General features: G+C 70.5%; 21 protein-coding genes. 11 read left to right on the top strand and 10 right to left on the bottom strand.

Annotated elements, in window-relative coordinates:
* The first annotated feature begins 9 nt into the window (after positions 1-9).
* Complete coding sequence (locus ADL15_RS00790; RefSeq protein WP_067683934.1) at positions 10-1,389, top strand: glycine--tRNA ligase; 1,380 nt, start codon at positions 10-12, stop codon at positions 1,387-1,389.
* Between the two features lie 82 nt (positions 1,390-1,471).
* Positions 1,472-2,719 (top strand): hypothetical protein, encoded by a 1,248-nt coding sequence (locus ADL15_RS00785; RefSeq protein ID WP_157441077.1) that lies wholly within the window; start codon positions 1,472-1,474, stop codon positions 2,717-2,719.
* Between the two features lie 25 nt (positions 2,720-2,744).
* On the opposite strand, the gene ADL15_RS00780 is transcribed toward ADL15_RS00785, so the two are convergent.
* The gene (locus ADL15_RS00780) at positions 2,745-3,227 is read right to left on the bottom strand and encodes an XdhC family protein (RefSeq protein WP_157441076.1); all 483 of its coding nucleotides are present in this window, start codon (positions 3,225-3,227) and stop codon (positions 2,745-2,747) included.
* 144 nt (positions 3,228-3,371) lie between these two features.
* Between ADL15_RS00780 and ADL15_RS00775 the strand changes: the two genes are divergently transcribed.
* Together ADL15_RS00775 and dusB are read left to right on the top strand one after the other, a co-directional pair.
* Positions 3,372-3,680, top strand: coding sequence for a hypothetical protein (locus ADL15_RS00775; protein WP_067683925.1), 309 nt, complete (start codon positions 3,372-3,374; stop codon positions 3,678-3,680).
* 65 nt (positions 3,681-3,745) lie between these two features.
* Positions 3,746-4,864: a tRNA dihydrouridine synthase DusB gene (gene dusB / locus ADL15_RS00770; RefSeq protein WP_067684207.1), complete on the top strand. Its 1,119-nt coding sequence runs from the start codon at positions 3,746-3,748 to the stop codon at positions 4,862-4,864.
* Between the two features lie 321 nt (positions 4,865-5,185).
* Here dusB and ADL15_RS00765 read toward each other — a convergent pair whose 3' ends face one another.
* The 8 genes from ADL15_RS00765 to ADL15_RS00730 all read right to left on the bottom strand — a co-directional run bounded on the left by ADL15_RS00765 (position 5,186) and on the right by ADL15_RS00730 (position 11,430).
* Positions 5,186-6,271 (bottom strand): hypothetical protein, encoded by a 1,086-nt coding sequence (locus ADL15_RS00765; protein WP_198170436.1) that lies wholly within the window; start codon positions 6,269-6,271, stop codon positions 5,186-5,188.
* 2 nt (positions 6,272-6,273) lie between these two features.
* The gene (locus ADL15_RS00760) at positions 6,274-7,374 is read right to left on the bottom strand and encodes an SPFH domain-containing protein (protein WP_067683923.1); all 1,101 of its coding nucleotides are present in this window, start codon (positions 7,372-7,374) and stop codon (positions 6,274-6,276) included.
* 118 nt (positions 7,375-7,492) lie between these two features.
* Positions 7,493-7,678, bottom strand: a complete 186-nt coding sequence (locus ADL15_RS00755; RefSeq protein ID WP_067683918.1) for a hypothetical protein — start codon at positions 7,676-7,678, stop codon at positions 7,493-7,495.
* Between the two features lie 75 nt (positions 7,679-7,753).
* Entirely contained in the window at positions 7,754-8,830 is a 1,077-nt protein-coding gene (locus tag ADL15_RS00750; protein ID WP_067683915.1) for a DUF2786 domain-containing protein, read from the bottom strand.
* A 136-nt stretch (positions 8,831-8,966) separates the two neighbouring features.
* A complete protein-coding gene (locus ADL15_RS00745; RefSeq protein ID WP_067683912.1) occupies positions 8,967-9,338 on the bottom strand; it encodes a hypothetical protein in 372 nt (123 codons plus the stop codon).
* Positions 9,339-9,430: 92 nt separating this feature from the next.
* Complete coding sequence (locus ADL15_RS00740) at positions 9,431-9,928, bottom strand: roadblock/LC7 domain-containing protein (RefSeq protein WP_067683909.1); 498 nt, start codon at positions 9,926-9,928, stop codon at positions 9,431-9,433.
* A gap of 37 nt (positions 9,929-9,965) precedes the next feature.
* Positions 9,966-11,021 carry a DUF4388 domain-containing protein gene (locus ADL15_RS00735; RefSeq protein ID WP_067683906.1) on the bottom strand — a complete coding sequence of 352 codons (1,056 nt, stop codon included), beginning with the start codon at positions 11,019-11,021 and terminating at the stop codon, positions 9,966-9,968.
* Between the two features lie 28 nt (positions 11,022-11,049).
* The gene (locus ADL15_RS00730) at positions 11,050-11,430 is read right to left on the bottom strand and encodes a roadblock/LC7 domain-containing protein (protein ID WP_067683904.1); all 381 of its coding nucleotides are present in this window, start codon (positions 11,428-11,430) and stop codon (positions 11,050-11,052) included.
* Positions 11,431-11,800: 370 nt separating this feature from the next.
* Here ADL15_RS00730 and ADL15_RS00725 point away from each other — a divergent pair, with 370 nt between their 5' ends.
* Positions 11,801-12,148, top strand: a complete 348-nt coding sequence (locus ADL15_RS00725; protein WP_067683902.1) for a VOC family protein — start codon at positions 11,801-11,803, stop codon at positions 12,146-12,148.
* 90 nt (positions 12,149-12,238) lie between these two features.
* Here the strand turns inward: ADL15_RS00725 and ADL15_RS00720 are convergent, their stop codons facing one another.
* Complete coding sequence (locus tag ADL15_RS00720; RefSeq protein ID WP_083970792.1) at positions 12,239-13,825, bottom strand: methyl-accepting chemotaxis protein; 1,587 nt, start codon at positions 13,823-13,825, stop codon at positions 12,239-12,241.
* Between the two features lie 43 nt (positions 13,826-13,868).
* Between ADL15_RS00720 and ADL15_RS00715 the strand changes: the two genes are divergently transcribed.
* Genes ADL15_RS00715 through ADL15_RS00690 form a run of 6 tightly spaced genes read left to right on the top strand, consistent with a single transcriptional unit; the run spans position 13,869 to position 20,040 of the window.
* Positions 13,869-15,083, top strand: a complete 1,215-nt coding sequence (locus tag ADL15_RS00715) for a deoxyguanosinetriphosphate triphosphohydrolase (RefSeq protein ID WP_067683895.1) — start codon at positions 13,869-13,871, stop codon at positions 15,081-15,083.
* Positions 15,084-15,130: 47 nt separating this feature from the next.
* Positions 15,131-16,993: a DNA primase gene (dnaG, locus tag ADL15_RS00710; RefSeq protein ID WP_067683892.1), complete on the top strand. Its 1,863-nt coding sequence runs from the start codon at positions 15,131-15,133 to the stop codon at positions 16,991-16,993.
* Positions 16,990-17,514 (top strand): hypothetical protein, encoded by a 525-nt coding sequence (locus ADL15_RS00705; RefSeq protein ID WP_067683889.1) that lies wholly within the window; start codon positions 16,990-16,992, stop codon positions 17,512-17,514. Before dnaG ends, ADL15_RS00705 begins: the two co-directional genes overlap by 4 nt.
* 11 nt (positions 17,515-17,525) lie before the next feature.
* Positions 17,526-18,449 (top strand): ABC transporter ATP-binding protein, encoded by a 924-nt coding sequence (locus tag ADL15_RS00700; RefSeq protein WP_067683887.1) that lies wholly within the window; start codon positions 17,526-17,528, stop codon positions 18,447-18,449.
* Between the two features lies 1 nt (position 18,450).
* A complete protein-coding gene (locus tag ADL15_RS00695; protein ID WP_067683883.1) occupies positions 18,451-19,209 on the top strand; it encodes an ABC transporter permease in 759 nt (252 codons plus the stop codon).
* Positions 19,210-19,230: 21 nt separating this feature from the next.
* On the top strand, positions 19,231-20,040 hold the full coding sequence (locus ADL15_RS00690) for an ABC transporter permease (protein WP_067683881.1): 810 nt from the start codon (positions 19,231-19,233) through the stop codon (positions 20,038-20,040).
* Positions 20,041-20,197: the final 157 nt, after the last annotated feature.

The raw sequence follows: 20,197 nt of genomic DNA, 5'->3' as shown, positions 1-20,197 counted from the left end.
AGGAGACTCATGCCTGCCGACCGTATCGATTCCGTTGTCAGCCTTGCCAAGCGCCGGGGCTTCGTCTTTCCCTCCAGTGAGATCTACGGAGGAACCCGCTCGGCTTGGGACTACGGTCCGCTGGGCGTCGAACTGAAGGAGAACGTCCGTCGCCAGTGGTGGCGGACCATGGTCCAGCAGCGCGACGACATCGTCGGCCTGGACTCGGCAGTCATCCTGAACCGGGACGTCTGGGCCGCCTCCGGTCACCTCGACGCGTTCGTCGACCCGCTGACCGAGTGCCAGTCCTGCCACAAGCGCTTCCGGGCCGACCACCTGGAAGAGGCGTGGGAGGCCAAGCACGGCAACCCGCCGGCCTCGCTGCAGGAGCTGAACTGCCCGAACTGCGGCAACAAGGGCACCTTCACCGAGCCGAAGATGTTCAACGGCCTGATGAAGACGTACCTCGGGCCGACCGAGAGCACCGAGGGCATGCACTACCTGCGCCCGGAGACCGCTCAGGGCATCTTCGTCAACTACGCGAACGTGGCGACCGCGGCGCGCAAGAAGCCGCCGTTCGGCATCGCGCAGGTCGGCAAGAGCTTCCGGAACGAGATCACTCCGGGCAACTTCATCTTCCGTACGCGTGAGTTCGAGCAGATGGAGATGGAGTTCTTCGTCCCGCCGGGCAGCGACGAACAGTGGCACGAGTACTGGCTGCAGCAGCGCTGGGACTGGTACCGGGACCTGGGCCTGTCCGAGAGCAACCTGCGCTTCTACGAGCACGCCAAGGAGAAGCTCTCGCACTACTCGAAGCGGACCGTCGACATCGAGTACCGCTTCCAGTTCGGTGGCACCGAGTTCGCCGAGCTCGAGGGCATCGCGAACCGCACCGACTTCGACCTGGCGACGCACTCCAAGCACTCCGGTGTCGACCTCTCCTACTTCGACCAGGAGAAGGGCGAGCGCTGGACGCCGTACGTGATCGAGCCGGCCGCCGGCCTGACCCGCGCGGTGCTGGCGTTCCTGCTCGAGGCGTACGACGAGGACGAGGCCCCGAACACCAAGGGTGGCGTCGACAAGCGCACGGTCATGCGGTTCGACCCGCGGCTGGCGCCGGTCAAGGTCGCGGTGCTGCCGCTGTCGCGCAACCCCGACCTGTCCCCGAAGGCCAAGGGTCTCGCCGCCGACCTGCGCAAGCGCTGGATCGTCGAGTTCGACGACTCGCAGGCGATCGGCCGCCGGTACCGCCGGCAGGACGAGATCGGCACCCCGTTCTGCGTCACCGTCGACTTCGACACCCTCGAGGACGACGCGGTGACCGTCCGGGACCGGGACACCATGAAGCAGGAGCGGGTCTCGCTCAGCCAGATCGAGGACTACCTGATCAAGCGCCTGCCGGGCTGCTGAGACGTGTGACGACGCCGGGTGCCGCGAGGCGTTGCCCGGCGTCGTTAATATGACCCCTTCGTCCACAGTGAAGGGTGTGTATATGTCGAGAAGTTCATGGGGGCGACGCCTGCTGGCCACCGGGGCGTCGATGGTGATCGGACTGACCGCGGTGGCGATCGGCCCCGGCCCGGCGTCCGCGGCGGCGGCCTTCGCCGCCATCGACGCGTCGTCGTTCGTGCTGGACCCGTCGGACAGTTTCCAGCGGTACGGCGACATCATCAGCCGGATCGAGGCGAGCGGCAAGGTCACCCCGGCCGCGTCGCTCGGGTCGGCTCTCGACGGCACGCAGGACTTCAAGCCGACCTGGGGCTTGTGCCACACGCCCACTGGTTTCCCGACCACGCTGGACGCCAAGGGCTTCTGCTGGGACCCCCGGGACGACGGCTGGGGGCTGACCTGGACCCCGCAGGGCATCAGCGGGTCGTGGGACGCGCAGCCGAACGGGATCTGGCAGGACCGGAAGATCGCGGTGGCCAGCTGGCACGGCCCCAACGACGCGTTCTCCCGGCTCACCTTCGTCGACTACACCGACACCAGCAAGCTGAAGTTCCGCGACGTGCTGCTCGTCGTCCCGACCACCACCGGTGGGGTGGACAACTTCCGCACGCTCGAGTGGAACCACGCCGACGGCGTCGTCTGGTACGGCAACACGCTCCTGGTCGCCGACGGTGGCCAGTTGCACGCGTTCAGCCTGCGCCACCTGTGGGCGACGACGCGCTCCGAGGAGGAGGTCGGCTTCGGCGCGGACGGGTCGGCGGCGCCCAGTGGTCGCTGGCACCGGTACGTGCTGCCGCAGGTCGGCGAGTACTTCACCGGCGACGCCGCGGGATGTAATCCGATCACCGGCATCCGGCTCTGCCTCAATGCGCTGAGCCTGGACCGGCGGGGCGCTTCCCCCGATTCCATGGTCTCGGCCGAGTACGTCTCCAAGGACAGTCCCGTCCGGGCGGGTGGCCGTGCGATCCGCTGGCCGATCAGCTCGGCGACCGCGCTCCCGACGCTCAGCGCGGACGGCAAGGTGCACGCCGAGGAGGCGTTCTCGTCGCCGATCTGGTCCATGCAGGGCATCGCCAGCGACGGTGCCAACTGGTTCATCGCCGGGGTGTGCGCGGCGGTCGACCGTGGTTGCCTCCACAAGGCCGTGCCCGGCCAGTCGCCGCACCAGCAGGCAGTGATCGGCGGGCTGGAGAACCTGTCCTACCAGCCGTCCTACAACGGTTCGCAGCCCCGGCTGTGGGGCGCAACCGAGGGCGATGACCCGATCACCTTCAACATCAGCGTTCCCTGACGCGCGGCGTCCCGGCGGCCTCGGGTCAGAACTCGAAGCCGCCGGGGCGGTCGTTGCGGTCGGCGATCAGGCCGGCCAGCACCGCCACGGCGATCTCCGCACCGGTCCGGCTGCCGATGTTCAGCCCGACCGGGCGGTGCACCCGGGCGATCTGATCCTCGGCGACCCCGAGCTCGCGCAGCGCCGCCAGGTGCGGGCCCTCGTGCCGCGGGTTGCCCAGGATGCCGACCCAGCGGGTGGGCCGCTCCAGCGCCTCCTTGAGCAGCGTGCCGATCTCCGGCCGGTGATGGTCGGTGATCAACACGTCGGTGTGCTCGGTCAGCTCGGCGGCCGCGAGGTCGGCGACGAGGGCGTCACCGTGTGCCCGAGGGGTGCCGCCCAGCCGGCCCGGATCCGGCTCGACCAGGACGACCTGGTAGCCCAGCTCCACCCCGAACCGGGCCAGCATCTCGGCCACCGGTGACGCGAAGACGGCCACCAGCCGGCGCGGACTCTGCTCATCACTCACACCCCCGACTCTGCCAGAAGCCCGCCGGAAAAGCACGAGTCAAGGGGTCGCGCGACGACTTGCCCCACGCCTATAGTCCTCCGCAGCGTGAAAGACGCGCCGCCGGTCCGTCGACCCGGCTAACCTTCACCCCTGGAGGCACCGATGCCCACCGTGGAAGAGCGTGTGACCCGACTGGAGAAGCGGATGGACGAGCAGGAGAGGTTCCGTGCCGCCCAAGACGAGGACCAGTCCGACCTCGGCCTCAAGCTGGCCGCTCAGGACAAAATGCTCAAAGCTGTCGCAAAGACCCAGTCCGAGCACACCGCATTGCTCCATAGGCACACTGCGATGCATAAAGAACATGCCGAGGCGCTTGCGGCGCACACCATCGACCTGCACCTCCTCAAAGACGGCGTGGAGCGGATCATCGGCATGCTGGACACGCTGATCACGCGCGAGAACGACCGCTGACCCACCGGCCGATTCGGGGTTGCCGGGCTGGGCGTGTCACCCTGGAGCGCGTGACCGCACCGCTCATGCTCGGCAACCACACCGTCAACCCGCCCGTCGTGCTCGCTCCGATGGCGGGGATCACCAATGTGGCGTTCCGGCGGCTCTGCCGCGAGCAGGGCGGCGGCGTCTACGTCTGCGAAATGATCACCACCCGGGCGCTGGTGGAGCGGATCCCCAAGACGCTCAAGATGATCGCGTTCGCCGAGGACGAGGGTTTCCGCAGCCTGCAGCTCTACGGTGTGGACCCGGACGTGACCGCGGCCGCGGTCCGGATGGTCGGCGAGCACAACCTGGCCGATCACGTCGACCTGAACTTCGGCTGCCCGGTGCCGAAGGTGACCCGCCGCGGTGGCGGCTCGGCGCTGCCCTGGCGGCGCAAGCTGTTCGGCCGGATCGTGCGGCAGGCGGTCGAGGCGGCTTCCGCGTACGGCATTCCGCTGACCATCAAGATGCGCAAGGGCATCGACGAGGACCACCTGACGTACGTCGAAGCCGGCCTCACCGCGCAGGACGCCGGTGTCGCCGCGGTGGCGCTGCACGCGCGCACCGCCGAGCAGCGCTACTCCGGTGAGGCCGACTGGGACGCGATCGCCACCCTCAAGCAGGCGCTCGACGTGCCGGTGCTGGGCAACGGCGACATCTGGGAGGGTTCGGACGCGCTGCGGATGGTCGCGCACACCGGCGTCGACGGTGTGGTCGTCGGCCGCGGCTGCCTGGGCCGCCCGTGGCTCTTCGCCGACCTGGAGGCCGCGTTCACCCAGGGCGCCGGCTACCAGCCGGTGCTGCCCACCCTCGGCGAGGTCGCGAAGATCATGTCGCGGCATGCCCAGCTGCTCGTCGAGGCGCTGGAGGACGAGCGGCACGGCTGCGCCGACTTCCGCAAGCACGTCGCGTGGTACCTGAAGGGCTTCCCGGTCGGCGGTGACCTGCGCCGCAGCCTGGCGATGACCTCCTCGCTGACCGAGCTGGACGACCTGCTGGCCAAGCTCGACCCGGCCATTCCGTTCCCGCCGGAGTCGCTGGGCCAGCCGCGCGGCCGGATCAACGCACCGGGCAAGGTCTCCCTCCCGCACGGCTGGCTCGACTCCCGCGACGACGACATCGTCCCGGAGGGCGCCGAGATGGAAGACTCCGGCGGCTGAGCTAGCTGGCCTCGCTCCGCTCGGCGGCATTTCGCCCCTTGGAGTCGATGACACGAGTGCCAAAAACGGCCTCGCTTCGCTAGCCGTTTTTGGCACTCGTGTCATCGACGGGCGAAATGCGTGCGGGTTGCGGTTTATGGCTGGCTCTCAGGGGTGTCTCCGCGATGCGGAGACACCCCTGAGGACCAGCCGGGACCGGAGGCGCGCTGCGGCCCGGTGGTGCGCGGAGGTCGCGCGGCCGCACGGGCGGGACTCGGCTCGTAGCCTGCGGACGGGCGCTCCGTACGCGTACCCGATGGGGTTGTGAAAAGCGGCCCGGGGTCAGATGCGGCCGGTGCGGTGCAGCTGGATGGCCACCACGATCGTGGCTATCAGGAGCAGGGCGGCGATCACCGTGGCGGTGATCTTCGCGGCGCTGTACGGGCGCTCGCCGGCGACCTCCGCGGTCCGGCCGTTGACCAGGACGTTGAAGGTGCGGCCGGCGTGCAGGTAGCACGCGATCCAGACCGGCAGCAGCATCAGCTTGAAGGTCAGGTCGTGGTATTCCGTGTCGACCGAGTGCACCCGCTGCTCGTCGCCGCCGATGTCGCGCTTGCAGTCGTCCTCGATCACCGAGGCCATCCGGGACTTCGCGGCGTCCAGCCCGGCCTCCGGCTCGACGTCGTAGCGCAGCGTCTCGTGGCCGGCCAGGTAGTCCGGCCGGTACGGCTCGGCGTCCGGCAGCGGCCACGGCTCGAGCGCGTCCAGGTGCTTCGGCATCACCCGGGTGGTGCCGGTCACCAGCACGTCGTCGAACGTCCGGGAGACCACGCCGTTCGCCGACCACCAGCGGGTCTTCTGGACCTGCCGGGTCTTCGTCTCGCCGTTCTCGGTGTAGCTCTCGGTCTCCCAGTAGTGGTCGCCGCGCTCACCCCGGTACGCCGAGACGGTGTTCGCGTCATACGTCCAGTGCGGCAGGTACGAGCTGTGCGACGACTCGGCCTCGCTCACCCGCTTGAGGCTGTTCGGCGCGAACCACCGCGACGACGCCCACCCCCGCAGCGCCTCCCGCAGGGCCGGCCGGTCGATCAGGAACGGCAGCACCGCCTCCGGCACGACCTGCTCGCCGGAGGTGACGTCGGCGACCAGCGCCGCCCCGCAGAACTGGCACCGCTCGGAGATCTTGTCGCTCTGTGTCACCGCGCCGCAGCCCCGGCAGGTGAAGACATGCGGCGCCAGGGTGGCGATCGGTTTGCGCGGCAGGCCGGTGAACGCGGCCCAGGAGTGCTCGCGGATCGCCCGGTCGGCCGCCGCGACCGGTGTCTCGGTGCCGCAGTACGGGCACTTCAGCACGGTCGTGCCGGGGGCGAACTCGAGGCTCGCCCCGCAGCCGGAACACGGATATTGCGTCTGGGTCTGCTGGGACACGGTCAGCCCTGCGGGGGTAGCGGCGGCGGCACCGCGGCGAAGACGGCGCTCAGCTCGGGCACCTGCCCGGCCGCGGTCCAGCCGGCCAGCCCGTTGCGCCAGACCAGGGTCTCCCGGGTGAGCGCGCCGGACGAGGCGTGCCCGGTCAGCGCGGCCACGTCGAACGGGCCCTGCTGCTGGCCGCCGATCGCGGCGAACCACTCGCCGACCGGCAGCGGCGGCGGCCCGGCGGCCGGCGGTGCGGCGGCCGGGGTGTTCATCGACTGGGTGGCGCGCTGCCCGGCGGCCATCCCGATGCCGATCCCGAACGCGTCGCCGGCGCCGCCCGGGTTCTTCGCGGCGTCCTCGATCGCGTTCGCGGTCTGGAACTTCGTATACGCGTCCAGGTTGCCGACCACGCCCATCGAGGTGCGCTTGTCCAGCGCCTCCTCCACCTCCGGCGGCACCGAGATGTTCTCGATGATGAACCGGGGGATCGCGATGCCGGACGGCGCGAGCTCGTCGGTGAGCACCGCGGACAGCGTGGTGCCGATGCTCTGCTGTTTGGCGGCCAGGTCGAGCAGTGGCACGCCGGACGTGGCGAGCGCGCTGCCCAGGTGGCTGACGACCAGCTGGCGCAGGTATTCCTGGACCTCGGCGGTGCGGAACTGCGGGTCGGTGCCGACCAGCTCGGTCAGCAGCCGGGCCGGGTCGGACACCCGCATCGCGAAGCTGCCGAACGCCCGCAGCCGGACCGCGCCGAACTCCGCGTCCCGGACGATCACCGGGTTCTGCGTGCCCCACTTCATGTCGGTGAACTGCCGGGTGTTGACGAAGTACACCTCGGCCTTCCACGGCGAGTCGAAGCCGTACTTCCAGCCCTTGATGGTGGACAGGATCGGCAGGTTCTGCGTGGTCAGCGTGTGGGTGCCGGGCGGGAAGACGTCGGCGATCGTGCCCTCGTTCACGAAGACCGCGGTCTGCGACTCCCGGACGATCAGCTTGGCGCCCATCTTGATCTCGTTCTGGTACCGCGGGAACCGCCAGACGATGGTGTCCCGGCTGTCATCGAGCCACTCGATGATGTCAACCAGCTCACCCTTGAGTTTGTCCCAAAGACCCATGCCGGCTCCTGCTCTCGCGCGCGTACCGAAGGTGGTGCGGCGCCGACCGTATCAACCAGCGGCGAGACCCGCCGCTACCAGGCGGAAAACCGACTCACCAGGAGCAGCGGAACGGCGGTCAGGGCGACCAGCACGGTGAGCCGGCGGTGTACGCCGGAGCGGCCAGCACCGTCGCGGCGAGCGCGCCGGCCGGGATCTCGCCCGCGAACGCGACCACCGACCAGATCGCGAACAGTGACGAGATCGCGCCGGTGGTGAGCCCGGCGTCGGCGAACAGCAGCGCGTAGACCGGGTAGAGCGGCACACCCTCGGCGCAGGCCCGGGTGAGATACCGGTGTCAGCGTCAAACCGGATGCATGCCCTCAGTCTGCCGCACCGGTCAACGCAGTTGCGCCTCGTCGGCCGCGGCCCGGCCGGAGTCCCAGCCCTCGAGGCTGTGCACCCGGCTGGCCCGGGCCCGGACCGTGGTCGGGAAGACCCGGTCCATCGCGGCGCGCACCTGCACGTCCCGGCTGCGCAGCACCGGCAGCAGGTCGCTGTGCCCCTCGAACTCGCGCTCGGCGGCCTGCCGCAGCCGCTCGCCGATCCGCACCCCGTAGGCGACCAGGAACGACCGGCGGAACGCCTTCACCCGGGCCTTGCCCTTGGCCGGCTCGTCCCGGGTCATCGCCTTGTTCGCCTGCACCAGCAGCGAGGTGTAGAGCAGCTCGACCGCGTCGATGTCGGCGTCGAACCCGAAGATCGTGGTGAAGCCCAGCTCCGGCGACCAGACCGTGCGGCACGCGTTGGCCTTGGCGATCGCGTCGAGCAGCCCGGCCTTCTCGTTCTCGTAGGGGTGATCCACCCCGATCCGGCGGGCGAACGGCACCACGTCCACGGCCGGCGCGGTGACCTCCTCGATCCGGTACCGGGTGATCAGCTCCTGCGCCTTCGCGCTGTACGCCTCCGCCTCGGCCGGGAAGTCGGTCGCCTCGGCCTTCGCCAGCAGGGCACGCACCCGGTCGAGCAGCCGCCGGTCGGCGTGCTGGTGCACGACCGTCGCGGGGGTGCCGGGCGGCGGGACCAGGATCTCGATGCCGGGCAGAAGCCGCAACTCGGCCAGCAGACCGAGGGACGCGTCCAGGACCGCGATCCGATCCGGCTTGCGGCCTTCGGCCGATTTTATCTGTACGACCTGGTCACGCCAGCCGTCGTCAACCGGATCCTTGCCGACCAGGAACGCGGCGGCCGCCTCGGCGACCACCCGGCCCTGGATCGGGTCACCCCGTCGTGCGATGACCCGGTGCAACTCGGCCGGCTGCCACCCGTCGCGGAACAGCCTGTCGAACTCACCGTCCAGCGCGGTGGCCAACGCCGCGTCCGTCTCGGCGGCCGGCGCACCGGTCAGCAGGTCCAGGGCTGTCTCATGATCGAGATCTCCGGCCCGCACACGTTCGAATATCTCCCGGGCCGACATGCCGCAAATGGTAGTGGCCAGGCCCGGGTCCCCCCGGTCAGGGCCCGCTGACTTCAAATCTGCCGAGTTCGTGGGCGGGGAGGGCGGTGCGAGCCCTCCCCGCCGGGGGTGGCGATCACGGTCTACACGACGGGGATCAGACGTCGAGGTCGTTCTCGACGCGGCGCAGCTGGTGCCGGGCCATGGCCAGGTTCGACCGGTCCCGGCGCAGCGCCACGTAGAGGAACAGCCCCTTCCCCTGCCGGCTCGTGAGCGGTCGGATCATGTGGTACTGGGTTTCCAGCGTGATGAGGATGTCCTCGATCTTCTCGGAGAGGTTGAGCATCTCCATCGCGCGCAGCTTCGCCCGGACCACGTCGGTGTTGCCGGCCGCGGCGACGGTCAGGTCGAGTTCCTTGCCGCCGCCGACGGTGCCCAGGGCCATGCCGCTGGTGTGGTCCACGAGAGCGACGCCGATGCAGCCGTCGATCTCCATGATCTCTTTGAGTGCGGTGTCCATATCGGGCATGGGATTCGTTCCTCCAGTGCGGTGGGATGGCGGCCCGCCGTCGGTCGGCGGTGCCGGTGGGGTGCGGCGGGTGCCGCGGTAGGTCTGCTGGTTCATCCAGCCGTGGTGCGATGGCGCGGAGCGTTCGACAGGTTGGCCAGCGGGTTCCGCCGAGCCAGCGGTGCCGTCGAGGGACCGGTCTGTTGCGGGATCTCCGGTCGCAGGTGCCGGTGCTGTGCGGTCTCCAGAGCCATGAGCTTGACGATCCGGCGTACGCAGCGCCGGGCCTCCAGGTGCACCATGGCGAGGTTCGCGTCACCCGAGGTGACCACGGTGAGCAGGGCGTTCGGCCCGGCGGTGTACGAGGTGATGTACCCGCCGTCGCACTCGACGACGGACTCCCGCAACTCACCGTGGTTGACCGCGTGCGCGAACCGGCGCGCCAGCGCCAGGTGCGCCGCGGCGAGAGCGGCCAGGGTGTCCGGTTCGATGCCGTGCGAGTCGTGCGCGACGACCAGCCCGTCGGCGGTGGCCAGGACGCTGCCGGACAGCTCCGGCAACCTGCTGCGCAGGCGGCCGAGCTCGTCGAGTACCGCCGGGTCCACCGTCATCCTCGGACGCTCCTTCTCCATATCGGGGGTGCGCGCGTCACCGCAGTGCCCTCAATGCGGTGCGTATGCGTTTGAGCAGGACTTCGTCGGTGCCCTGGTGCACCGGCGGGTCCGGGATGCCGGCGAGTTCCTTCGGCAGCTTCGCGCCGGGTTTGCGGCGCGCCAGCCGGGGGAGCCGGTTCGGCCCGGTGTTGCCCTCCCCGGGTGGCGGCGCCGGCGGCGGGAGCGTCGCGGCCGGCGGGGGAGCACCGGAGGGAGGTCCGCTGTCCGACGGCGGGTGCCGGTCCGGTGCCGGTCCGCTGATCACCGGTACGACCGGGGCCTCCGCGGTCTCCGGCGCGGGGCGGCTCACCGGCGCCACCTCGCGACGGTGCTGGGGCAGACGCACGAAGTCCGAGTTCTCCGGTACGCGTACCTCGGGCAGTTCGATGAGTCCCAGCGCCGCGAGCCGCCGCAGTTCCTGGATCGTCGCGTATCCGGCGCGCCCCAGCAGCAGAGCCAGGTCCGCCGGGGTGCGCTGGCCGTCCGCGTGGATCAGCAGCTCCCACTGCAGCGCGGTGACCGTGACCCGTTCCCGGGGCGGCCGGGCCACCGGGGTGACCGGCGCGGTGTCGATCCGCGCGTTCGGGATGATGTCGTCGAGCAGTTTCACCCGCCGGCGCACCTCGCGCAGCACCGCCGCCGTGTCGATGTGCACCACCGGGCCCAGCCAGTGCGTCGCGGACGGCAGGAACTCGACCGGCCCGGTCGCCGCGGCCAGCACGAAGTACGCCGCGTCGTAGGTCGCACCCAGCACGCACAGCTCCAGCTCCCCCTGGGTGAGATGTCCCTGTTCGACGAGCAGGCGGCCGACCCGGGCGGTCGAGGTGCCCAGGTCCAGCGCGTTCTGCCAGGTACGCCCGGCCAGCCGGCCGGACGAGGTGAGCAGCTCGCCGACCCCTGGCGCGGCCGGCGACTCGGCGTAGATGACCCGGCCCTCGAAGACGTAGACCGCGCCGCCGGGATGGCCGCCCACCACCAGCGCTCCGGTCTGCCGCTCGTCAGCGATCTGCGCGAGCAGATCGCCGGGCGCGGCGGTCTTCGTGGCGGCCACCGTTACTCCTCACTGGTGCGTGCGTTGGTCATGACGCGACGAGCTCGTCGGCGAGGCGCTGCATCTTGCGGCGGGCCACGGCGAGGTTGCCGCGCACCCGGTCCAGCCAGACGTAGAGCACCAGGCGGCTGTCGAATTCGGTCTGGACGACGCGCAGGAGGTGGTAGCCCCCGGCGGTCGTGATGATCAGGTCTTCGAGCAGGTCGTGCGGGATGGCCGAGACGAACAGCGACCGGCTGTTCGCGGCCTGGACCACCTCCGCGGTTCCGGCCGCCGCGCCCTCGTGATCGGCATTGGGGGCGGCTCCGGTCGTGGCGACCGGAAAGCCCGTGGTGTAGTCGACGATGCTGGCTCCGACGGCGCCAGGAATCGTCATGGCCTCCTGTAGGCAGTGATCGACGCCGGGCACATCTCTCCTCAGCGCTGCTACCGGGCTTCGTCGCCCGGCCGTGTTCAGTCAGATGTCAGATGTCCGGTGACGTTCGACCCATCGCCGTACCCCGCCACCGTGGGCCATCCTCCGGTGACCCTGCGGCTACAAGTCGCACGCGTTGTGCGTCATGGTCGAGTGCGCGGTATCCGGGCCCGGGTGCGGCGCTGACGCGGCATCGCGCGGACCGGTGCAGGCCGGGTGGGCCGTACCGGTGAACGGGAATCACGGATCGTCATCCTGCGGCAGTCATCGAGTGCCGCCGTCGCACGGCCGGTGCGTCGGACCCCGGGGTCACCCGCCGGAGTCGCGTAATCTGATCGTCACACGTCGATATTCTGGAGGTCGCATGCCCAGTCGCTGGGAGCAGGTCGTGGTGGACGCGGAGGACCCCGCCCGGCTCGCGGCCTGGTGGGCCGAGGCGCTCGGCTACCAGATCGTCGACGAGGACGCCGGCGACGTGGAGATCCGGCGCCGCCCGGACGAGCTGCCCGGCCTGCTGTTCACCCCGGTCACCGACGTCCGCAAGGGCAAGAACCGGCTGCACCTGGACCTGCGCCCGGACGATCAGGGCAACGAGGTGGAGCGCCTGGTGAACATGGGCGCCCGGCCGGTCGACATCGGGCAGCGTGACGTGTCCTGGGTGGTGCTGGCCGACCCCGAGGGCAACGAGTTCTGCGTCCTGGCCGCCCGTTGACCAGCGCACGAAGTGCCGCCCGCCCGTTGATCAGCGCACGAAGTGCCGCCCACTCGTTGATCAGCGCACGAAGTGCCGCCCGCCCGTTGATCAGTACCGGAATTCGCTGATCAGCGTGCGGATCTCGCCGGCCGCGCCGCTGACCAGCTCGGCCGAGTGCCGGGTGGTGTTCGCGCCCTCCGCGGTGTTCGCGCTGGACGTGCTGATGTGCGAGACCGTGCCGCTGATCTCGCTGGCCGCCGAGGACACCGCCCCGACGTTGCGGGCCAGCTGATCGGTGGTGGTCGACTGCTGGTCGACCGCGGCCGCGATGGTTCGCTGCCCGTCGTCGATCCGGGTGATCACCGAGGCGATCGCCTGGATCGCGTCGGCCGTGCTGGTGGTCATCTCCTGGATCGTCTGGATCTTCGCGGTGATGTCCGCGGTCGCCTGGGTGGTCTCCTGAGCCAGGTCCTTGACCTCGGTGGCGACCACCGCGAACCCCTTGCCCGCGGTGCCGGCCCGGGCCGCCTCGATCGTCGCGTTCAGCGCCAGCAGGTTCGTCTGCGCGGCGATCTTAGTGATCATCCGCACGATGTCGCCCACCTCCCGGCTCGCCTCGCTGAGCTTGGCCACCGCCTGCGCGGTCCGGTTCGCGCTGGTGGTCGCCTCGTTCGTGGTGGCCGCCGCGGCCGCGGTCTGCCGGGAGATCTCCCGGATCGACGCGGACAGCTCGCCGGTCGCGGTCATCATGTCGGTCACCGACCCGGAGACGTTCCCGGCCGAGGTGTCCGCGTTGCGCGCCTGTGCCGAGGTCTGCTCGGCCGACCGGTCCAGGGTGCCGGCCAGGGCCTGCAGCTCCGCACTGGCCTCGGTGAGCACGTTCACCCGGTCGGCGGTCGCCGAGACGGTGCCCTGCAGCACGGTGGTCGCCGCGTTCAGCGCGGTCGCCATCTCGCCCAGCTCGTCCTGGTTGATCACCGGGGCGCGGACGGTCAGGTCACGCCGGGCCAGCGCGCGCAGGGCGTCGAGCATCCCGCGCAGCGGCCGGCGCACGGCGCGGACGGTCTGCGCGCAGGCGGCCGCGGTGATCAGGGCGGCCAGCAGCGCGGCCAGCACGATGAACCGGTTGCTGGTCGAGGACGCCTCGGCGCCCTGCGCGGCGGCGGACTTGACCTCGGCGTACATCCGCTCGTCCAGGGAGCCGAGCTTCTCCTCCAGGGCCGAGTAGACCTCCAGGAAACCGGACAGGCCCGCTGCCGCGGCGCGATGATCGGTTCCGGCCAGGGCGACGAGGTCGATGGCGGCCTTGGTGTAGTCCACCACCGACGCCCGCGTCTCCGAATAGTCTGACTTCAGGCTTGCCGGGGCCATTGCCGTGGCATCGTCGTACATGGCGAGCATGGTCTGCCCGTGGTCGGCGACCTCGTCGACGGCGAACGTGGTGCGCATCTCCGCCGTCGTCGCGTACATCGCCGCCATCACGTCGGCGCGGAGCGCGTCGTGCATCATGTCGGCGTTCCACTGATCGCTCATCGCCTCACTGACCGCCGCGATCTCCTGGTTTGCCGCGGACTGGTTGGCGGCGTTGCGCATCGCGAACCCGGTCACCAGGGCGACCGAGAGAAGACCGGCACCGCCCATGATTCCGAGGCGGGCGACGATCGTGACGCCACGACGGCGAGAAACGGACTCCACCGCTACCCATCGGCAACCCGGACAACCGGCTTAGGGTGATCACATGACGGCCTTCGACGCCCAGCGCTGGGCATCCGAGCCCGCCAAGGACAGCGGCTACGCCAGGACCCCGTATCAGCGGGACCGGGCCAGGGTGCTGCACTCGGCCGGCTTCCGCCGGCTGGCGGCCAAGACGCAGGTGCACACCGCCGGGTCCGACGACTTCCTGCGTACGAGGTTGACGCACTCCCTCGAGGTCGCCCAGATCTCCCGGGAGATGGGCACCCGGCTGGGCTGCGACCCGGACGTGGTGGACGTGGCCGGCCTGGCCCACGACATCGGCCACCCGCCGTTCGGGCACAACGGCGAGTCCGCCCTCGACCAGGTCGCCCAGTCCTGCGGCGGGTTCGAGGGCAACGCGCAGACCCTGCGGGTGCTCAGCCGGCTGGAGGCCAAGGTGCCCGGCGCCGGCCTCAACCTGACCCGCGCCTCCCTGGACGCCTGCGCCAAGTACCCGTGGTTCCGCCGGCCCGGCACCCGCAAGTTCGGGGTCTACGCCGACGACGAGCCGGTCTTCACCTGGATGCGCGGCGACCGCGACGACGACCGGCGCTGCCTGGAGGCCCAGGTGATGGACTGGGCCGACGACGTGGCCTACTCGGTGCACGACGTCGAGGACGGCGTGCACGGCGGCTACCTCGCGCTCGGCCCGCTGCTGCGCGACCCGGCCGAACGCGCCGAGCTGTGCGCGGACGTGGCCGCGACGTACTCCGACGAGACCGCCGACCAGCTCGGCGAGGCCCTCGACCACCTGCTGGCCGACCCGGCGGTGGCGGTCGTCGGCGACTACGACGGCTCGTACGGCGCGCAGATCACCCTGAAACGGATGACCAGCGTGCTGACCGGCCGGTTCGTCTCCTCCGCGGTCGGCGCCACGCACAGCCAGTACGGCACCGACCCGATGCGCCGCTACGCCGCCGACCTGGTCGTCCCGCGGACCGTCCGCAACCAGTGCGCGCTGCTCAAGGGCATGGCGTTCCGGTACGTGATGCGCACCCGGGCCGCCGAGCACTGGTACGAGCAGCAGCGCACGATCATCGTGGAACTCGTCGAGGCGTTCAGTCGTACCCCGGAGAGGTTGGATCCGCTCTTCGGGCCGCAGCATGCGGCCGCCGCGACCGACGCCGAAGCCCTGCGCGTGATCGTCGATCAGGTGGCGTCGCTCACCGACCACACCGCCGTGGCCTGGCACCGGACCCTGGTCGGCTCGTTCTCCTGACGGCGCGCCCGGACCCTGCTGGCGGAGCGGCGCCCGGGCGAGGCAGGATGTATGCCGTGGCGGGCAGGGTCAAGGACGAGGACATCGCACTGGTCCGTGACCGGACCTCGATCGCCGACGTGGTCAGTGAGACGGTGACGCTGCGCTCGGCGGGCGGCGGCAACCTGAAAGGGCTCTGCCCCTTCCACGACGAGAAGACACCGTCCTTCAACGTCTCCCCATCGAGAGGCGTCTATTTCTGCCACGGCTGCGGCCAGGGTGGCGACGCGATCAAGTTCTTGATGGACGCCGAGCACCTGTCGTTCATCGAGTCGGTGGAGCGGCTGGCCGGCAAGGCCGGCATCCAGCTGCGGTACGACACCAGCGACGGCTCGGCGCCGTCCGGTCCGCGCCCGCAGGCCGGGCAGCGGCAGCGGCTGATCGCCGCGCACGCCTCGGCCGTCGACTTCTACCGCGAGCAGCTCGGCTCGCCCGGCGCGCGCAAGGCCCGCGAGTTCCTCGCCGAGCGGGGCTTCGGCCGGGACGCCGCGGAGAAATACGGCTGCGGCTTCGCACCGGACTCCTGGGACGCGCTCAGCAAGCACCTGCGGATGCAGGGCTTCACCGGCGAGGAGCTGACCACCGCCGGGCTGGCCAAGACGGCCCGCTCCGGCTCGCTGATCGACAGGTTCCGCCGCCGGCTGCTCTGGCCGATCCGGGACCTCGGCGGTGAGGTGATCGGGTTCGGCGCGCGCAAGCTCTTCGACGACGACGACGGCCCGAAGTACCTGAACACCCCGGAGAGCCCGCTCTACAAGAAGTCGCACGTGCTCTACGGCATCGACCACGCCAAACGCGAGATCGCCAAGCGCGGCCGGGCGGTGATCGTCGAGGGCTACACCGACGTGATGGCCTGTCACGAGGCCGGCGAGCCGACCGCGGTGGCCACCTGCGGCACCGCGTTCGGCGTCGATCACATCAACGTGCTGCGCCGGCTGCTGATGGACAGCGACAGCTTCACCGGCGAGATCATCTACACGTTCGACGGGGACGCGGCCGGGCAGAAGGCGGCGCTGCGGGCGTTCGAGGAGGACCAGCGCTTCGTCGGGCGTACCTTCATCGCCGTCAGCCCGGACAACATGGACCCCTGCGACCTGCGCCTGACCCGCGGTGACCTCGCGGTCCGCGACATGATCGCCGGGCGTGAGCCGCTCGTCGACTTCGCGCTGCGGCACACCATCAGCAAGTTCGACCTGGACACCGTCGAGGGCCGGGTCGAGGCCATGCGCCGCGCGGCGCCGCTGGTGGCCAAGATCAAAGACAGGGAAAAACGTCCGGAGTACGCCCGGAAGCTCGCCGGCGACCTCGGCATGGACCTGGAACCGGTGCAGCGGGCGGTGCAGAACGCGGCCCGTGGCGAGGCGACCGAGGCGCGGGCCCCCCGGCAGGGTTCGGCCGAGTCACCTCAGCGGCTGGTCGAGCGGGAGGCGCTGAAACTGGCGCTGCAGGAACCGGTGCTGGCCGGTCCGATGTTCGACGCGCTCGGGCCGGAGAACTACGCCGACCCGGTGCTGGCCGCGCTGCGGGAGGCGGTGGAGCAGGCCGGCGGGGCGTCCTCGGCGACCGGCGGCGTGGTCTGGATCGAGAAGGTCCGCGACTCCTGCGCCGACCTGGGCGCGCAGGGGCTGGTCAGCGAGCTGGCGGTGGAGCCGCTGCGCACCGACGGCGTGGTCGACCCGCGGTATGTCCAGGTCACCCTGGCCCGGTTGCAGGGCGCGGCGGTGACCACCCGGATCCGCGATCTCAAGTCCAAGGTGCAGCGGCTCAACCCGGTCACCCACAAGGACCAGTACCTCGCTCTCGCCGGGGAGCTCTTCTCGCTGGAACAGCAGGCCCGAGCCCTGCGCGATCAGGCGGCAGGTGGCATGTGAAGCTCTTCCGACGACGACCCGCCCTCCCGGCCGCGTCCCGGCCCCCGCTCGAGGCGGAGGAGCGGGTGATCGCCTGGTGCGCCTGCGAGCAGGGCGGTGTGCTGGTCGCGACGAACCGGGGGCTCTGGCTGCCCGGCGCCGCCGACCGGCTGGGCTGGCACGAGATCCACAAGGCCGCCTGGTCCGGGCGGGAGCTGCGGATCACCCCGGCCGAGCCGGCCGAGGAGCGGGACGGCTACACCGTGCTGGTGGACGGCCCCGCCGTGACCTATCTGCTGCTGGAGCCGGGGGAGGTTCCCGACCAGGTGCGGTCCCGGGTGACCCGGTCGGTGGCGTACACCACGCACCACGAGCTGGAGCGTGGTGCGGTGCGGGTGGTCGGCCGCCGGGTCAGCGGGCGGGACGGGCTGAGCTGGGCGGTCCGCTACGACGCCGGGAGCTGGGTGGACTGGCCCGCGGTGATCGAGGCGACCGACGCGTTGGTGGACGTCGCACGGAATTCTGTCGCACCCCCTCCGTAAGGTCTGCGGATGTGCCTTCCCTCATCCACGCCCGCGGATTGATCAAACGGTTCGGCGACTTCACCGCTGTCGACGGCATCGACGTCGACGTGCAGCCCGGTGAGGCGTTCGGCTTCCTGGGGCCGAACGGCGCCGGCAAGAGCTCCACCATGCGGATGATCGGGTGCGTGTCACCACCCACCGGCGGGGTGCTGCGGATCCTCGACATGGATCCGCTGCGCGACGGCCCGCGGATCCGGGCCCGGCTCGGCGTCTGCCCCCAGCTCGACAACCTCGACGTCGAGCTGACCGTCCGGGAGAACCTCACGACGTACGCGCGGTTCTTCGGCATCCCGCGCGCCACCGCCCGCCGCCGTGCCGACGAGCTGCTCGACTTCGTGCAGCTGGGCGAGCGGGCCGGCAGCAAGGTCGAGCCGCTCTCCGGCGGGATGAAACGCCGGCTGACGATCGCCCGGGCACTGGTCAACGAGCCCGACATCGTGCTGCTCGACGAGCCGACCACCGGCCTCGACCCGCAGGCCCGGCACCTGGTCTGGGAGCGGCTGTTCCGGCTCAAGCAGCAGGGCGTGACGCTCGTGCTGACCACGCACTACATGGACGAGGCCGAGCAGCTCTGCGACCGGCTGGTGGTGATGGACGGCGGCAAGATCGTGGCCGAGGGCTCACCCCGGTCGCTGATCGAGCAGCACTCCACCCGGGAGGTGGTCGAGCTGCGGTTCCCGACCGAGGACCAGGGTGCGTACGCGTCGAAGCTCGACGGCATCGGCGACCGGACCGAGGTCCTGCCGGACCGCATCCTGCTCTACGTCGCCGACGGCGACGACGCCCTGGCCGAGGTGCACCGGCGCTCGTTGAGCCCGGCCAGCGCCCTGGTTCGCCGGGCCGGCCTGGAGGACGTCTTCCTCCACCTCACCGGCCGCACCCTGGTGGACTGAGATGACCCCTGCCGCGTATGTGCTGGAGTACCACCTGGTCAACTACCGGCGCACCTGGCGGTCGAGTGCGCTCTCGACGATGGTGCTGCCGCTGCTGACCATGCTCGGCTTCGGGCTGGGCGTCGGCGGTTACGTGACGACCGGCGTCGACGGCACGGCCTATCTGGACTGGATCGTCCCCGGCCTGATCGCCTCGACCGCGCTGCAGACCGCGTTCGGCGAGGCCACCTGGCCGGTGCTGAGCGGCTTCGAGTGGGTCCGGTCGTATTTCGGGCAGGCCGCCGCCCCGCTCCGGGTGGCCGACGTGCTGGGCGGTCACCTGGCCTTCATGATGTTCCGGGTGCTGGTCAGCGTCTCGGCGTTCGTGCTGGTCGCGGCGGCCTTCGGGACGCTGCGGTCACCGTGGGCGCTGGCCGTCCTGCCGCTCTCGGTGCTGATCGGTTTCGCCTCCGCGGCCCCGGCCATGGCCTATACGGCGAGCATCCCGAGCGACAGCTACCTGGCGATCCTGTTCCGCTTCGCGGTGCTGCCGATGTCGCTGTTCTCCGGGGTGTTCTTCCCGATCGACTCGCTGCCCGACCCGCTGCTCTGGGTGGCCTGGGCGTTGCCGCTCTGGCACGCGGTGGACCTGACCCGGGCCGCCACGCTCGGGCTGAACCCCGGCCTGGCCGGGCTGTGGCACCTGCTCTACCTGATCCTCTGGTGCGTGGCGGGCTGGTTCCTGGCGCACTGGCGGTTCCAGCGCCGGCTGGTGGTCTGAGATGAGCGGAGTGGTGACGTCGTGCTGACCATGGTCCTGCCGAAACTGGTGTCCTTCGAGGGTGCCGGCCGCCGGTCCGCGTCGGTCGCCGAGCGCAATGTCACGGCGCTGCGCTCGGCGTACTGGGTGGTGATGCTCGGTGGCTTCCTGGAGCCGGTGCTCTACCTGTTCTCGATCGGTGTCGGGGTCGGCGCCCTGATCGGCGACATCGAGCTGCCCGGCGGCCGGCTGGTGACCTACACCGAGTTCGTCGCACCGGCCATGCTGGCGTCGTCGGCGATGAGCGGGGCGCTCTCCGAGACCACCTTCAACTTCTTCGGCAAGATGAAGTTCATGCGGCTGTACGACGGCATGCTGGCCACGCCGATCCGGCCGTTCGAGATCGCGCTCGGCGAGCTGGCCTGGGCGATGATCCGCGGCAACATCTACTCGGTGGCGTTCCTGGCCATCATGGTGGCGATGGATCTGACCACGCCGCTGCGGGCGCTCGCCGCGTTCCCGGCCACGGTCCTGGTCGGCTTCGCCTTCGGCGCGCTCGGCATGATGACGTCCACGGTGATCCGCAGCTGGCAGGATTTCGACCTGATCGGTGCCGGCCAGTTCGCCCTGTTCCTGTTCTCCGGCACGTTCGTCCCGGCCACCGGCTATCCGCTGGTGCTGCGCTGGCTGGTCGAGCTGTCCCCGCTGTACCGCTCGGTCGACCTGATCCGCGGCATCAGCCTGGGCTCGGTCGGCTGGCCCCAGCTGATCGACGTCCTCTACTTGCTGGCCCTGTTCGCCGTCGGCCTCACCATCGCCGGCCACCGCATGACCAAACTCCTCTGCAAGTAGCCCGCCGTGCGTGGGGAGTCTGGGTGAGCTCCGCACCAAAAGTCCCCACGCAGAGCTTGAAGCGACGATGTGTGGGGAGTTTGGGTGAGCTGCGCACCGAAAGTCCCCACGCAGAGCTTGAAGCGACGATGTGTGGGGAGTTTGGGTGAGCTGCGCA

It is taken from the genome of Actinoplanes awajinensis subsp. mycoplanecinus, from assembly GCF_001509495.1.
GTDB classification, from domain to species: domain Bacteria; phylum Actinomycetota; class Actinomycetes; order Mycobacteriales; family Micromonosporaceae; genus Actinoplanes; species Actinoplanes palleronii.
This window is presented reverse-complemented; position numbering and strand designations above follow the sequence as displayed.